Origin of the sequence: Exiguobacterium sp. s56, from assembly GCF_018618255.1 — a bacterium.
GTDB lineage: Bacteria > Bacillota > Bacilli > Exiguobacteriales > Exiguobacteriaceae > Exiguobacterium > Exiguobacterium chiriqhucha.
The window spans coordinates 40632-56320 of sequence record NZ_JACSLR010000004.1 but is presented as its reverse complement, the minus strand read 5'-3'; the positions used below and the strand labels follow the sequence as shown (position 1 = coordinate 56320).

The 15689-nt window shown below is 52.8% G+C and carries 16 protein-coding genes; 4 read left to right on the top strand and 12 right to left on the bottom strand.

Annotated features, from left to right (window positions below; genetic code table 11):
• The first annotated feature begins 124 nt into the window (after window positions 1-124).
• Both KNP71_RS05635 and KNP71_RS16000 read left to right on the top strand, forming a co-directional pair.
• Entirely contained in the window at window positions 125-337 is a 213-nt protein-coding gene (locus tag KNP71_RS05635) for a hypothetical protein (RefSeq protein ID WP_029594656.1), read from the top strand.
• A 114-nt stretch (window positions 338-451) separates the two neighbouring features.
• Entirely contained in the window at window positions 452-1120 is a 669-nt protein-coding gene (locus KNP71_RS16000) for a helix-turn-helix transcriptional regulator (protein WP_214714456.1), read from the top strand.
• Window positions 1121-1134: 14 nt separating this feature from the next.
• Here KNP71_RS16000 and KNP71_RS05625 read toward each other — a convergent pair whose 3' ends face one another.
• From KNP71_RS05625 to KNP71_RS05605, 5 genes are all read right to left on the bottom strand, one after another.
• Window positions 1135-1683 carry a GNAT family N-acetyltransferase gene (locus tag KNP71_RS05625; protein WP_214714458.1) on the bottom strand — a complete coding sequence of 183 codons (549 nt, stop codon included), beginning with the start codon at window positions 1681-1683 and terminating at the stop codon, window positions 1135-1137.
• A gap of 42 nt (window positions 1684-1725) precedes the next feature.
• Window positions 1726-2556, bottom strand: a complete 831-nt coding sequence (locus KNP71_RS05620) for a TVP38/TMEM64 family protein (RefSeq protein ID WP_214714460.1) — start codon at window positions 2554-2556, stop codon at window positions 1726-1728.
• A 133-nt stretch (window positions 2557-2689) separates the two neighbouring features.
• Window positions 2690-4285, bottom strand: a complete 1596-nt coding sequence (locus tag KNP71_RS05615; RefSeq protein WP_021066089.1) for a CTP synthase — start codon at window positions 4283-4285, stop codon at window positions 2690-2692.
• Between the two features lie 235 nt (window positions 4286-4520).
• A complete protein-coding gene (rpoE, locus tag KNP71_RS05610; protein ID WP_029594652.1) occupies window positions 4521-5000 on the bottom strand; it encodes a DNA-directed RNA polymerase subunit delta in 480 nt (159 codons plus the stop codon).
• A gap of 80 nt (window positions 5001-5080) precedes the next feature.
• Entirely contained in the window at window positions 5081-6400 is a 1320-nt protein-coding gene (locus KNP71_RS05605) for a hypothetical protein (RefSeq protein ID WP_214714462.1), read from the bottom strand.
• A gap of 171 nt (window positions 6401-6571) precedes the next feature.
• Here KNP71_RS05605 and KNP71_RS05600 point away from each other — a divergent pair, with 171 nt between their 5' ends.
• Window positions 6572-7870 carry a methyl-accepting chemotaxis protein gene (locus tag KNP71_RS05600; RefSeq protein WP_214714464.1) on the top strand — a complete coding sequence of 433 codons (1299 nt, stop codon included), beginning with the start codon at window positions 6572-6574 and terminating at the stop codon, window positions 7868-7870.
• A gap of 38 nt (window positions 7871-7908) precedes the next feature.
• Here KNP71_RS05600 and KNP71_RS05595 read toward each other — a convergent pair whose 3' ends face one another.
• The 7 genes from KNP71_RS05595 to KNP71_RS05565 all read right to left on the bottom strand — a co-directional run bounded on the left by KNP71_RS05595 (window position 7909) and on the right by KNP71_RS05565 (window position 14996).
• Complete coding sequence (locus KNP71_RS05595; RefSeq protein ID WP_021066085.1) at window positions 7909-10038, bottom strand: (Fe-S)-binding protein; 2130 nt, start codon at window positions 10036-10038, stop codon at window positions 7909-7911.
• A 90-nt stretch (window positions 10039-10128) separates the two neighbouring features.
• Window positions 10129-10845 (bottom strand): hypothetical protein, encoded by a 717-nt coding sequence (locus KNP71_RS05590; protein ID WP_214830271.1) that lies wholly within the window; start codon window positions 10843-10845, stop codon window positions 10129-10131.
• Between the two features lie 6 nt (window positions 10846-10851).
• Window positions 10852-11367: a GNAT family N-acetyltransferase gene (locus tag KNP71_RS05585; protein ID WP_214830269.1), complete on the bottom strand. Its 516-nt coding sequence runs from the start codon at window positions 11365-11367 to the stop codon at window positions 10852-10854.
• Window positions 11368-11500: 133 nt separating this feature from the next.
• Window positions 11501-11929: a hypothetical protein gene (locus KNP71_RS05580; RefSeq protein ID WP_021066082.1), complete on the bottom strand. Its 429-nt coding sequence runs from the start codon at window positions 11927-11929 to the stop codon at window positions 11501-11503.
• Complete coding sequence (locus KNP71_RS05575; RefSeq protein ID WP_021066081.1) at window positions 11926-12345, bottom strand: YwiB family protein; 420 nt, start codon at window positions 12343-12345, stop codon at window positions 11926-11928. Before KNP71_RS05575 ends, KNP71_RS05580 begins: the two co-directional genes overlap by 4 nt.
• Window positions 12346-12531: 186 nt before the next feature.
• A complete protein-coding gene (locus tag KNP71_RS05570) occupies window positions 12532-13191 on the bottom strand; it encodes a Type 1 glutamine amidotransferase-like domain-containing protein (RefSeq protein ID WP_214714466.1) in 660 nt (219 codons plus the stop codon).
• Between the two features lie 95 nt (window positions 13192-13286).
• Window positions 13287-14996 carry a glycoside hydrolase family 13 protein gene (locus tag KNP71_RS05565; protein WP_285800917.1) on the bottom strand — a complete coding sequence of 570 codons (1710 nt, stop codon included), beginning with the start codon at window positions 14994-14996 and terminating at the stop codon, window positions 13287-13289.
• A gap of 213 nt (window positions 14997-15209) precedes the next feature.
• Here KNP71_RS05565 and KNP71_RS05560 point away from each other — a divergent pair, with 213 nt between their 5' ends.
• A complete protein-coding gene (locus KNP71_RS05560; protein WP_029594645.1) occupies window positions 15210-15674 on the top strand; it encodes a GNAT family N-acetyltransferase in 465 nt (154 codons plus the stop codon).
• Window positions 15675-15689: the final 15 nt, after the last annotated feature.

The window sequence follows — 15689 nt, the reverse complement described above, 5'->3', positions numbered from 1 at the left end:
TTCCAACCTTTCACCCCCTTCGTAAGCTAAGGACAGGAATCGTTTCCTCGATGAAACTGCGGGCCAAGCCTCGCTTGCACCGCGCCTGTCTGTTTGACCGTCTTTTGAAAGGGGCATATGATGTATGACGAAAAAGCCAATTGATCTCGATGCGTACAACAAACAACTCAATCAGCATCAACAGCGTACGAAAGAAGTCGCTGAAACGTATCGACAAAAAAGTAAGGAACTCGAACACCACCTCGAATCATCCGCACGTTCCCGTGAAGAAGCACTCGCTCGCGAAATCGCCGAATTAAAGCAAGTGACTAAACGGAACGTTCCACGAAATAAATAAACGGTTCCCGATCGTACGACGAAAGAAGTGACTCATCCGGTGGAAAACAAAATCAAACGCCAATTTCTGAATCATCTGCATCGTGACAAAAATTTGTTCGATGATTTTCAGCATGTGGATAACTTTTATACGCTTGATCAACAGATCGTGAGTGCGCTCCGCAGCGCCCATCCGATTCGGGCCGAGCAGCTGCTCGAGACGCTGACGCTCGACCTATTGAAACTTCCGGTCTCCGATGAGTACATGAGTGTCCGTTTTTACTACCGTGGCCTCGTTTACCACGTCATCCGTCTGATTCCAGTCGATAACCCAAACGTTCAGACCGCGCTCAATTATACGAGCGCTCTTCTCATCTTAATCGATGAACTGACGACGACACTCGACTTTATCTATGCCATTCCCGTCATTGTCGACCATTTGACGAAGATGATGGCGTTTCTATCCCCTCCCGTGTCGACGAACCCGAACGTCACGACGACCATCCATTTGATTGAAGAGCATTTGAAAGAGCCAGAACTATCGCTCCCGTGGATCGCCCGACAAATCGGGTTATCGAACAATTATTTGTCGGCCCTGTTTAAACAGGAAGTCGGCGAGAGTGTACCCGAACGAATCCGGCGCCGACGCATCGATGCGTCCATCGCCGATTTACTCGGAACGAATTTTCCAATTTGTACCATCGGTGAGAAATATCGCTTCGCCTCATGCACGGCCTATATCAACACGTTCAAGACGTACAAACAAATGACCCCGCTCCAATACCGCCAATTGTTCCACACGTGAAAAGCGCTAAGCCTCTACCGAGACTTAGCGCTTTCTGTCATCCATTCTTCTCGCAACATGCCCATGCGAATCGAGTCGTAACGCACGTCGTCGACGACGCGCACCTGACGAATCCGACCTTCGAGTCGCATGCCGACCTTCTCGGCCACTTTCATCATCCGCTCATTGCCCGACCACGTCGTCAATCCGACCCGGACCGTTGGCAACGTCTGAAACAGATGGCCGACCCATAGCTTGAGCGCCCACGTGCCGATGCCACGATTCCAGCGGTCGGCTTGATGGAGGATGATCCCGACCTCGAGCCAATTCTGTCCGGCGTCTTCATAATAGAAGGAAACCGTTCCATAGACGGTCCCATCGACCTCGATGACCCACATGTCGTCACGGCCGACGTGTTCGCCCGCATTCTGACAGTACACCTCGTACGTCTGCGCCCGATGTTCAAAATACGGCGCGTCCCATTTCTTAAATTCTGGTGCCTCATCCTTATACATCAATTCCCATAACCGATCCAAGTCGCGAACTTCAATTGGTCGAATCAGTAACTCTTCATCACAAATCATACCCTCGTCCTCTCTATCTGTGCTGTCTACTCTTTCAAGGGATCAGTTCGAATTCCCTTTTTTCCGCTTCCGCCAGACGAGCGCCAAAATGACGAGCAAGAGACTCGCCGTCACCGAGACGACGGCGAACGGACTCGCACCGGTGATGAACAGTTCGCCGAGCGAGACCGAATAGGCGAGACCGAACGACGTGACGAGCTTCGCGCCGATGGCGATCAAAACGAATCGAGGAAATGGCACCCGGCTGAACCCAGCCGCGAGACAAATGATCTCGTCAGGCAAGATCGGAATGATGAACAAAACGAGCAACACACCAAGTCCGTACTTGTCCACGTATCGGTCATACGTCGCGAGCTTGTCGGCGTCGATAAGCCGCATCACCCGTTCCCGCCCGAACCGAGCGAGCCCGTACATGACGAGGATGCCGAGCGTCGTCGCGACGCTCCCGATTAAGGCCGCCCGAAGCGGCCCAAGGGCGACACTGCCGATCGGGACACTGACCGCCTCCGGGACCGGAAGCGCGATCGGCTGCAAGAAGCTGAAGGCGGCGAACACCCACATCGCCTGGTCGCCATACTGTTCGAGCAACCGCTCGAGCCCGTACGAGTCGTACAAGACGAGACCAAACGAGACGTAGTATACGAAGACGAACAACAAAAATAACGTGAACGTGACTTTGAGCATCTGTTTCAAGTACGTATTCGAGCCCTCGCGAATCGACCGCAATAGACCAATCGACAGTGCGAGCAATACAATCCCGGTCCACCCGAGTTGATACGGCAATAATAGCGTCGGCAAGACGACGAACGGCAACAGGCTGAGCGTGACGAGCGCTCCCCCGTATCCTGCATAAATCATAGTTCGTTCTCGCATGTCGCATCGCCCTCTCCCTGTTCTACTATTAGTGTACCCGGATTTCGGGCAACATGTATCCGCCTGAAGCTGTTGCGCACATCAGCCTTTTGCCCGAGAAAAAAGGCCACAGTCATAGACTGTGACCTGCCACTCACTCGCCGAGTGAGGCTTGGATGAAATCGTGGAACAAGCGTTGCGGACGCTCTGGACGCGAAATGAGTTCTGGGTGGAACTGTGACGCGACGAACCACTTGTGCTCTGGAATCTCGATGATTTCGACGAGACGGCCGTCCGGGCTCGTTCCTGAGAACTTGAACCCTTCTGCCTCGAACGCTTCACGGTACTCGTTGTTGAACTCGTAACGGTGACGATGGCGCTCGTAGACGAGCTCTTGGTTGTAAGCGGCGTGCGCTTTCGTACCTGGCTCGAGCTTGCATGGATAGAGGCCGAGACGGAGCGTGCCGCCGAGGTCCTCGATATCTTTTTGTTCTGGAAGCAAATCAATAATCGGATAGTTCGTCGTCGGATCGATTTCGGCCGAGTGGGCACCGTCGAGCTTCAAGACGTTACGGGCGAACTCGACCGTCGCGAGCTGCATGCCGAGGCAAATCCCGAAGAATGGGACGTTGTTCTCACGCGCATAACGCGTCGCTTCGATTTTCCCTTCGATGCCGCGTTCTCCAAATCCGCCTGGGACGAGAATCCCGTCTGCGTCTCCGAGAAGCGTCTCGACATTCTCTGCCGTCACCTCTTCAGCGTTGACCCAATCGATATCGATGTCGGCGTTGAAGGCGTAACCGGCGTGCTTGAGCGATTCTGCTACCGAGATGTACGCGTCACGAAGTTCGACGTATTTTCCGACGAGAGCGATTTTGACTTTCTTCTCGAGGTGCGTGACCGTGTGCACGAGCTCTTTCCAAGCCGTCATGTCAGCGGCCGGCGTGTTGAAGCCGAAGTAATCGTTGACGAGTTGGTCCATTCCTTGCTTTTGAAGGTTGAGCGGCACTTCGTAAAGCGTCGACGCATCTTGTGCCTCGATGACCGCTTCTTTACGTGTATCACAGAACAAGGCAATCTTTTCCCGCATCTCTTCTGGGATATCGTGCTCGGTACGGAGGACAATGATATCCGGCTGAATCCCGTAACTGCGGAGCTCTTTGACGCTATGTTGGGTCGGTTTTGTCTTCATCTCACCGGCAGCGCGGAGATAAGGGACGAGCGTACAGTGAACGTACATGACGTTCTCTTTGCCGATATCGTTTTTCACTTGACGAATGGCCTCGATGAACGGAAGCGACTCGATGTCCCCGACTGTTCCACCAATCTCTGTGATGACGACATCTGCGTTCGTCTCGCGACCGGCGCGGAAGACGCGGTCTTTAATCTCATTCGTGATGTGTGGAATGACTTGGACCGTTCCCCCGTTATAATCGCCACGACGCTCTTTTTTCAAGACCGTCGAGTAGATGCGACCTGACGTCACGTTGGCGTTTTGCGACAAGTTGATGTCGATGAAGCGCTCGTAGTGACCGAGGTCAAGGTCCGTCTCAGCGCCGTCATCTGTGACGAACACCTCTCCGTGCTGGTACGGGCTCATCGTTCCTGGGTCGATATTGATATACGGGTCAAACTTCTGAATCGTCACGTTCAAACCTCGGTTTTTGAGTAGACGTGCGAGTGAAGCGGCTGTGATCCCTTTACCGAGTGAAGATACTACCCCACCTGTTACGAAAATATACTTTGTCATCATCATTCTCCTCTCTTAAATGCCACAACGGGAAACGAAAAAACAAAAAAAGCAAAAGTGCCCCCACTGAAATGGAGGACACTTTTGCTGCATCGTTACGTGCTAAACTAGCCCATGACTAATTTACGTCAGAGACGATGCAGTCGTCAAGTCATTATTTTTTCTTTTTTTCAACTGTCAAAAAAGAAAAAGAGACACGCCTAGCCGGGACAAATGCCCGGCTTTTTGCGGTCTCTTATAAATCATCCTCGTCTTTAAGGTCGAGGTCGTCGTCCAAGTCTTCGTCCTCGAACTCGTCAAGGCCTTCCACTTTTTCGGCTTCATCCTCAGCATCGAACTCAGATGCGTCAAAATCTTCACCTTTTGCAAAGACGTCAAGGTCGTCTTCAATGTCGACGATGCCTTCATCCGTCTCATCGATCTCTTCTTCGAACTCATCGAGCTCACCGCGCTGGCGTGCTTCGATGACGAGATCTTCGTCTGACTTATCGAACGGATACCAAACACGAAGCGCCCAACGGTTAGCTCCCAAGTTGACGAATAGTCCGTCGATGTTCATGTCCGTGTAGAGTTGCGCGATTTTCTCGAGCTCCTCCTCTTCACTTGCGAACGTATAGTTTTGTCTGATCAGCTCACGAATCTCATCAAATGACACTGGTTGCTCGCCAGTCTTTTGAAGAATTTCGTAAACGAAATCGATCAACGATTTATTCATTAAAGGACACTCCTTTTCCGTCACTAGTTAAACATCACTCCTCATTATAAACAAAACCGATATGAAAAAGCTAGAGGAAATTATTTTGAAGTTTCAACGGTTTTTTGGATGCGTAACCAATAGAGCGTAATCAATCCGACGTTGAAGATCCACGTCAAACCGAGCACCCCGAGCATCCAACCGCGCGGGACTTTGAAGGACAACTCTGCATTGACGGACTGGCCAGTATATAGGCCGTAGCCGAGCAATCCAACCATGAGCGCGGAATACGCGACGACCATCCCGAACCGTTTCCATAGTTGCAAGAGCAGCGAGGCGAACTCTTTATTGTCCCCATACGATGCATATAGATAGACATGACCCGCACTCGCATACATCGTCTGGACGTACCCACTCACAAACAGGACCGGGATGAACACGAGCGGCTCCAAGAATCCGAGGAAGAATAGCAGCGACGTGACGAGCAGGACGTAGTAAGGATGACGCGCCACGTCGAACACACGGTTCAATAATATCCAGCCGATGACGCCCGCCAAGAACGGCATGAACACGTAGAATAAGAGCACTTGAAACGAATATAGGGCCAGACTGATGAATACGGCGCCAATCAACGTCCAGCCGCCGAACAACCCGACGACGAACGCGAGCAGTTGAACTTGGCGCGTCCGGGTGGCACTGACGTACGTTCTCGTCCGCTCCTGGAACAATACCCACCCGACGTAGCCGAGCAAAATAATCATCAATAAAAAGATTTCCACATACCCGCTCGCCCCTTCCAACAGGCTGAGGAGACGGCTCACCAACGTGAACACGGTGACGGTGATGAAGGCAAGCACGAACTTCCCTGTCGCCCATGCCCACGTCGCCGTTTTCTCGAGCGGCAACTTTCTCACGAACAGCCAAGGCAGGATCAGACTGACGAGGAAGAGGATGACAGCCTCGTCATATGATCGAGTCAGCACATAAGAGAAAATGACGATCCAGGCAACGAGTGCGAGTACGAGCGGGAGCGAACTCCCTTTCTGATCCGTCGACTCGTCTGTGGTGGACAGTTCCTTCAGCTGTGACAAAATCGTCGTCATAATCGACCCGACACCGATCGATCCGACACCGACAAGAAAAGCGCTCAATTCGATCGCCCAGCCAAACGGCAGCAAAAAGCAGATGAGTCCGGTCACCAAGACGGTCAGCGCCAGTAAGAATGTCTGTTTCGAGCCAAGGCGACCAATGATGTACACCCATAGAAGCAGTCCCGACATACTCGCCACGTAAAAAATCATGAACGGGATTAATCGTCCGACGCCGTCTTCGACCGCCATGATGGACAAAAATAAAATTTGAGGCAAGATTTGACTGCTGAGGGCACTGACAATCGTCAATAACACGACCGTGTTTTTCATTAAAGATACCTCATTTCTAGAAAATGATTGAATCGCTCTCCTTTCCTTCTTTCCCGCCCCCTTCCATTCGAGAACCTCTCGAATCACACATCAGCTCCTCAGTTTTTTCACATATTTGCCGATATAGAATAGAACGCTATTTTAGCTGTACGAGAAAAAGGAGAATGAAACATGGCACTGTTCCGTAAATCAAAACCTACCGCCTACACCGCGTCGATCGGCTTCCCTGATGTGGCTAAGACCGCACGACCGACCGATCCAAATTTGAACGGGCGCACCCATTATATGGGTTATACGGCGTCGCAAGTGAAGCGACTTCAAGACATGGCCCCGCTCGTCGAGTCCGTGTTAGACGATGTCCTCGAAAACGTCCTCGACCACTTGATGTTGCAGCCTGAGATGGTCCAAATCGCCAACGCCTCGTCGACACGTGAGCGGCTTAAAAAAGTGTTCGCTGACTACTTCCGGAGCCTATTGACCGGGAACATCGATGACAAGTTTCTCGCGATGCGCAAACGGATGGGACAGACGCATCACCACTACGCGGTGCCAGTCGTCTGGTTCCTCGCGACGTATTCCGCCTTCAACACGTTGCTCGTCCCAAAAATCGTCGAGACGTATCAACACGACCCGGCCACATTGACCGAATCGCTCCTCGCATTGTCCCATGCGATGAACTTGGACGCCCAAATCGTCACTGAGCAGTACGTCGATGCGCGTCTCGATGAGATTGAATCGGCAAACGTCGCCCGAGCGACGCTATTGAACGATGTCAGTCGCGTCAGCACGGAAGTCGCGACGACGATGGAGCAGACCGGTCACGCCATGTCCGAGACGAGCAAGCGAGCCCATCAAGTGTTGTCCGAGACCGAGCAGACGGAGAAGATGAGCCGTCACTTGATGAGCTTGACGCATACGAACGGCGAGCAAATCGAACAGATGGAATCCGAGTTCAAACAGTCAGCGACGTACGTCGACGCCTCGCTCGATCGCATCACCGCGCTCAAGGACGGCTCGCAAGAAATCGTCAGCATGACTCGGAGCATCGAACAGATTGCCAACCAGACGAACTTGTTGGCGTTGAACGCATCAATCGAAGCGGCCCGAGCCGGTGAACACGGTAAAGGCTTCGCCGTCGTCGCGACCGAAGTGCGGACGCTTGCCGAGAATGCAAAACAGCTGAGCAGTCAAATCAACGTCCTCATCCATGAGAATGAAGCGAACATCGCCGCCCTGCTCGATCAAATGGGACAGATGCATCGAACGAACGACGAGGCAATGCGTCAACTCGGTGCCGTCAAAGCTGGCTTCTCGACCGTCAAAGACGAGATGGGCAATTACGTCATGTCGTTCGAACGAAACAAGCAAGACCTCGGCCAAATGGTCGAGACGATTTCGGCCATCAATGAGACGACGCAAGGACTATCACACCTGACGTCTTCCTTATTGGCCACTTCCGAGATGCACTAACGACAAACAAGGCACGGTCCGCGGACCGTGCCTTGTTTTTATTGGACAATCGGTTCTGGTACTTCGATTGGAGCGAGGGAGCGATCAAGCAATTCGACGACGTCGAACGTACCGACCGTCTCATCGACTTCTTTCGCTTTCGTCCCGTCCGAGAGCATCGTCAAACAGTACGGACATGCCGACCCGATGACCGTCGGTTTCGTCTCGAGCAACTGCTCGGTCCGGGCCACGTTAACGCGCGTCCCGACTTTCTCTTCTTGCCACATGAGACCGCCACCGGCGCCGCAGCACATGCCGTTCTCACGGTTCCGCTCCGCCTCGACGAGTTCGACACCTGGGATGCGTTCCAAGACGAAACGTGGGGCGTCGTAAATACCGTTATAGCGTCCGAGATAACATGAGTCGTGATAGACGACACGCTCGTTCACGGAGAAGTCCGGTTTGACACGGCCCGTATCGAGCAGCTCGGCGAGGAGCTCGGTATGGTGATACACTTTCACACCCGTGAGTCCAAAGTCCGGATACTCGTTTTTGAACGTGTTATACGCGTGCGGGTCGACCGTGACGATTTTCGTGACCCCATACTTCTCGAACAGTTTGATGTTCGCTTCGGCGAGCTCTTGGAACAACAGCTCGTTCCCGATGCGGCGTGGCGTATCCCCTGAGTTCTTCTCTTCGTTACCAAGGATGGCGAATGAGACGCCGGCCTTGTTCAAGACGCTCGCAAAGCTTTGCGCGACTTTTTGGCTACGGCTGTCGTATGAGCCCATCGCCCCGACCCAGAAGAGGAATTCGAACTCTTCGCCGGCCTTTTTCTTCTCTTTTGCCGTCGGGATGACAAGTTCTTCCCGGTCTTTGCGCCAATTCTCGCGCTCTTTCCGGTTCATCCCCCACGGGTTGCCTTGACGTTCGATATTGGCGACTGTACGCTGCGCTTCTGGATCCATCTTGCCTTCCATCATGACGAGGTAACGGCGCAAATCGATAATCTTGTCGACGTGCTCGTTCATGACCGGACATTGGTCCTCACAGTTGCGGCACGTCGTACATGCCCAAATCTCTTCTTCGGTGATGACGTTGCCAATCAACTCATCGGCGACGAGCATATGCCCGTCTTGGGCCGCGGCGGCAATCTCGGCCCCTTGTGTGTTTTGGAACAAGAGCGCCGGTGCCCACGGTGACTTCCGGGTGACGGCGGCCCCTTTCATGTTCATATGGTCGCGCAGCTTGACGATGAGGTCCATCGGCGACAGCATCTTACCGGTCCCGGTCGCCGGGCAGACGTTCGTACAGCGTCCGCACTCGACACAGGCATACAAATCGACGAGTTGTTTTTGGTTGAAGTCTTCGATTTTATTGACCCCGAAGACGACTTCTTCGTCCGACTCCTCGGCTTCTTCCATCGCCGAGAAATCGACCGGAGCGAGACGACCGACCTGGTGCGTCCGTCCGAGCCAGACGTTGAGCGTCCCGGCGATCAAGTGGGCGTGCTTGCCTTGCGGGATATAAATCATGAAGCTGAGCAAGAACAAGAGATGAAGCCACCAGAAGACGACGAACAAGGCGAAGGCGACCCCTCCCGGTACCCAAGCAAACGCCGAACCGATGAGCGTCGCGACCGGTTCACCCCACATCGGAAGTTCTTCCTTATAGACGAGGTAGAACCCGTTCCCGAACAAGACCGATACCATCAGCCCACCGATGAAGATGAGGGCGAGGCCGGCCAAGAAGTTTCGTTTCAAGCGCACGAGCTTCTCGATGTAACGGCGGTAGAATCCCCAAACGACCGCGACAAGAATCATGAGCATGACGATTTCTTGCATGAACGTGAAAATTGGATAGAGCGGACCGAGCGGGATGTGCGGGAAACGTGTCCCGACAGCAAGCCCTTTCCAGATGAAGTCGATGGCCCCGAACTGGACGAGGATGAACCCATAGAACATCATGACGTGAATGATGCCGCTCTTCTTGTCTTTTAACAATTTCTTTTGGCCGAACACGTTGATCATGACCTGTTCGAGCCGTTCCTTATTCGTTTGGCTCCACTCTGCCTGCTTCCCGAGCTTGATGAACGTATAGCGCTGATAGACCAGCGAGGCGAACAAATACAGTCCATAGCCGAGGACGAGCAAGAATAGAATCCAGTTGACGATTAAAAATGTAGACATCCCCAAAACTCCCCCTTATGAAAACGGATTCAATCTTGAATTCAGTATATCAAACAATGAATGAACAGTCATTCATTTTTATCGAAGGGGTCAAAAATTGAGCACATGCTTCAAGAATAAGAGGATGCCGCCATACCCGACGACCGCGAGGACGAACGTCCGGAAGTGGAGGTTGCGGTCGGCTGGAAGTTCGAACTTGACGATATTCAGAATCATCGCCCCGGCGACAAACGCGAACAAGATGGCCTCGACGTGCGAGGCGAGATCGATGAAACGGGAGAAGAAACCGCCGATGAGGATGCCGCCGCTCAACAAATAACGTCCTTGCCGAAGGTAGCGTTCCCCGTAATGGCGATACAAGTCGTGACCGACAGCGAGGAAGTGGACGCCGAGCGCCGTTGCGTAGAAGCTGCGGGCGACGAACGTGACGGATGATGCCGTAACGACGTAAGCCGAGAACGACATATATGCCGTCAACAGCGTCACTTGGAGCCAATACGACACGTTCTGATCAATCGTCTCGTCTTTGAAGTGTGGCGTTCGAACGACACGCATCGTCCCATAAAAGACGGTGAAGCCGAGCAAGCTGATGACATAAATCTCCGACGGCAAGGCCAGGTCGAGCCATTCGACCCGGAGCGTGTCTTGCCGCTTGTTCAAGGACGGCAAGAGATACATGAAAAAGTACGTGATGGCGATTCCGCTCGAAAATGAGAACCATTTTTGAGACGGTACCCGGTCTCGTGGAAACAGATAGATTCCGAAAAAATTGATCAGTGCTAAATAGACCACGATCCAGTTCGCCATCTCACGTCACCCTTTCAGTTCAATCCAAAACCGCTCGACGATTTTCCCACCTTCCGCTTTGAACGGTGTGTCCGGTATTCCTCCGGTATTCAAGATGACTTGGCGTGACGCCACGTTCGTCCGGTCACACGTAATCAACGCCCGCTCAATCCCGAGTTCTTTCGCTTTCTCGAGCGCGAGCTCGAGCTGTTTCGTTGCCAGACCGCGTCCACGTGCGCTCGGCTTGATGCCGTAACCGATGTGGCCCCCAAAGTTGAGGAGGTTGTCGTTCAATTCGTGGCGGATATTCGCTGCCCCAAGCAACTCGTCCCCGTCCGTCAGCCAATACGTCGTGCTCGGCACCCAACTGACGTTGTTCACCCGTATCTCTTTATCACGAATCTGTTTGACGTACGACGCAAAGTCAGACGCGTCGCGGTCGACCGCGTTCGGGACGATCGTCTCTTCCCGCTCCCGCCACTCCTTTAAAAATTCGAGTACTTGCGCTTGTTGCGCCATCGTTGTTTTGACGAGCTGTAGCATCTGACGTCCCCCTAATTGATTGGTCTCTCTTCATCATAACGAAGCCGATTCACGTTGAAAACAGACGTTCCTGTGACGAGATGTCGCCTTTTTCATAGAATCATCTAGCAAAAAACCCGCAATCGATTGCGGGTCAGTCTTCTAATCCTAGTCGTTTTGGCATCTGTGGGGCGAGCGTACGGGCCTCGTCTAAACGGCCAGCCTCGACGAGCGTGTGGAACCGTAAAAATTCCTCATGTGTCGCGTCACCGATGGCCGCCAAATAATCGATATAGCGTTCGTACACCGACTTGTCTTCCGGCCGCGCCTCGATCAACGCGACGTAAAGCCGGACCGTATCTTCTCCATAAAGAAGCGGGAACTCATCGTTCAACTGGAGCAACTTGTCGACCGAGTCCATATCGACACCGGTCTCGTTGTCATAGTGCCCGACGACCTGCTCAGCATGGTCCTCGAGGCGGCCACGCCACTCTTCATACTCGTCCTCGTTCGTCTCGAGCATCTCGAACCAATCCTCGTTCAACATCTCTTCAATCTTTTTCACGCGTTCTGCAAAATTCATGCGAACTCTCCTCCTTCAAACGTCCATGTGACGTCGACGTCATAATTTCCCGCCACGTCTTCGTTCATCGATAACTCGTAGACGAAGCGGCAACGGCCGTCCGCGACATCGAGTCGCTCTGTCGTCGTCGCCATCGTCATCGACATATATGGGTTTTTATATAGGCTTTGCGTCAAACGTCCTTCGATAAAGGAATGATTCATCTCGATCGGTCCTTTACAGATGAGCGCGAGCCGGCCTGTCGTATATTTGATTGTCGTCGGAACGACACCGTCTTCCCGTTCTTGATCGAACGTCAAGATGAAGCCGGTCTTCAATTCATAATAGAGCCCCTCGGCTTGCAGCTCGATCGGTTCCGCGATCTCACTGATCGTCGTCTTTTGGCGCACACGTACGCGTTTCGGTTCAATTGCCATGATGATTCCCCTTTCCGCTGTCCAATCGTACCATATCTCGCGAACGGTCCGGAATCGGTAACTTTTTCTTTCCCGGTTCGCACGCGCTTCACACGTCGGGCCCGATCAATTTTATATTATGCGCGTGCAAGAAGTCCGCTTCAAGCAAAAGACCGCGGATGTGATCATCCGCGGCCGTTCGTTTCGTTAAAACTTCAGCCAATTCCCTTCCGAAATCACGTCTACACGACCGTCGACGACTCGAATCGCCGTCTCGTCATCGATGGCGTAGCTCGGCCCAGCCAACATGCCTGCCCATTCGGTCGCATGCTCGGACGTGTTCTCCGGCAACATCTCATGATCGAGGTGAGGGAAAATCGAAAAATCGACGTAGCCTAGCGTCTCATCGCTTTGCACGCCTGGCGCCTGCCAACCGACAAACGCCTCCCCGATTCTCGGGGTCATAACCATGCTGCCGGCACTCAAACCGACATAGACGCCATTCCAATCCGGTAACAGCTGCGCGACACCGGACTGCTGCATCCAATAATGCAAGAACAGGGGGTCGCCTCCGTTGACCAACAACACATCCGCCTCGTCGAACGCCGGTCTCCACACCGTTTCATCAAGGCTTGGGAGGGCACTCAATTCGAGGACCCCGACCGACTTCCACCCTAACTCACACATCGGCGTCGAGAAATCACCGTTGAAAAAGTCCCACGCGTGATTCGTCCCACCCGGCAACGCGTAAATCGCGGTCGGGATGCACAGGGCGGTACACTCCTCAATCGGTTTCCCTAACAACTCGAGTAACGCTTGTTTAATCCGGTCATTTTTAATCCCGGCCGACGTCAGTAACAGTCTCATTCCAACCCCTCCTCGTCTTGTCTATATATGAATTCGTGCTCTCTCGTCATTTCCCTGTACGCAAAAAAAAAGACAGGGAATGTCCCTGTCTTCGATTAACTCATTTTATAGACGCGCCCCTCGAACGGCTTCAAGTGGACGAGTGTCGTCTCATCATGCGGCTCGAGCGGCATGTTTTGCAAGACGACGTCTTCCGAGCGAAGCGTGAGCTCCGTCGCAAAGATGGCTTCTTTGCCCGTCAAGTTCGTCATGACGAGGTATTGCGAGTCACCGAGCGTGCGCGTGTACGCGTAAATCTCCGGGTGCTCCGGCAAGACGATGTCATACGTCCCGTAAACGAACGTCTCGTCTTGCTTGCGAAGACGAATCATCTCTTTATAGAAGTTGAGAATCGAGTCGTCGTCTTCGAGCTGGGCGTCGACGTTGATGTCCGTGTAGTTCGGGTTGATGCCGAACCAAGGCGTCTCGGCGAACGTGAAGCCCGCGTTCGGGGCATCGCTCCACTGCATCGGTGTGCGCGTGTTATCACGTGACGAGTTCCACGTGATGTCCATCATCTCCTCATGGCTCTTGCCATGTTCGAGACCGATGTAATAGCGGTTGCGTGTCGCGATATCGTCGTACTGGTCGATCGAGTCGAACTTCACGTTCGTCATGCCGATCTCTTGGCCTTGATAGATGAACGGCGTCCCTTGCATGAGGAAATACATCATCGCAATCGATTTCGCGCTCTCTTTCCAATAGCGCTCGTCATCACCCCATGACGACACGGTCCGTGTCTGATCGTGGTTCTCGACATAGAGGGCGTTCCAGCCGTCTTCTTCGAGACCTTTTTGCCATTTCGTCAGGACGTTCTTCAAGTGGACGACGTCGAGCTTCGACTCGGCGTCTTCACGCCAGAGACCCATGTGTTCGAATTGGAACACCATGTTCATCTTGCCTTCCTTCTCGCCGACCCAAAGGTGGGCGTCGTCAGGCGACACGCCGTTCGCTTCCCCGACCGTCATGATGTCGTGCTTGTTGAACGTCTCGTCGCGAAGCTCTTCCAAATAACCGTGAATCCCATCGACGTTCATGTGCATCTCGAACGATGGCACGAAGTCGAGGCCTTCTGGGTTCGGCAAATCGCCGAACGATGGATGTTTGCGGATGTGGCTGATTGCATCGACACGGAAGCCGTCGATGCCTTTGTCGAGCCACCAGTTGATCATGTTATAGATCGTCTGGCGCATCTCGGCGTTCTCCCAGTTCAGGTCCGGTTGTTTCTTCGAGAAGACGTGCAAGAAGTATTGCTCCGTCGTCTCATCGAACTCCCAGGCCGACCCGCCAAAGATTGACTCCCAGTTGTTCGGTTTCGAGCCGTCGGGTTTGCCGTCACGCCAAATGTACCAGTCACGCTTCGGATTGTCTTTCGAGCTCTTCGATTCGATGAACCATGGGTGCTCGTCCGACGTATGGTTGACGACGAGGTCGAGCAACAACTTCATGCCGCGTGCATGGACTTCCGTCAACAGTCGATCGAAATCTTCCATCGATCCGAACTCGTCCATGATGTCCTGATAGTCGCTAATGTCATAGCCGTTGTCATCATTCGGCGACTTATACATCGGACAAATCCAGATGACGTCGACGCCGAGGTCTTTCAAATAGTCGAGCTTATCGATGATGCCTTGGATGTCGCCGATTCCATCGCCGTTCGCATCGTAGAAGCTGCGCGGGTAGATTTGATAAGCGACGGCTTCTTTCCACCAGTTTCGTTTCAGTGTTTTCGTTTGTGTGTGTTGGTCACGTTGTAAAAGTTGCATGTCTCAATGATACTCCCTTATCCCTAAACTCACTGCGCATCCTATATACTAATATCAGTGCTGTTCTCTCTATATCGCATTAGCGCAATCGTTTGCACGATGCACTACGTTTATCTTAACAAAAATTCGAAATCAATACAAAGAGTGTTTCAACAGCTTACTCACCGTGTACCCTACACGAATTTGAAATGAAATGAAAGTGAGGCGACTTATATGATTCGTTTGGCCACACAGGCCGATCTTTCGGCAATCGATCAACTAATTTTACAGAAAGCCCAAGCTTTTCAGGCAGCCGGAAAAACGCAATGGGTGAAATATTTGGAACCGAGCCGGACCGATTTTGTGACTCATGACGTCACGAACGGGACCGTGTATGTATATGAAACAAATGGAACCATCACCGGGTCGGTCAGTTTGATTCCGCCGACGGCTTGGGATGAGAATTTATGGGACGATTCCCGGGGGGCCGTCTATTTACATCGGCTCGTCGTCGACGACCGAATGAAAGGCCAACAAATCGGCGAACAGCTGATGCGTCATGCACTCGCAGCAACGTCGGACCGGATTCGCCTCGACTGCGTCGCCACGAACTCTTTTTTGAACGCCTATTATCCCCGCTTCGGCTTCCGGTACATCGGCGAACGGGATGGTTTTTCTTTGTTTGAAAAAGAGGCTTGACCTTGACGCGACGTC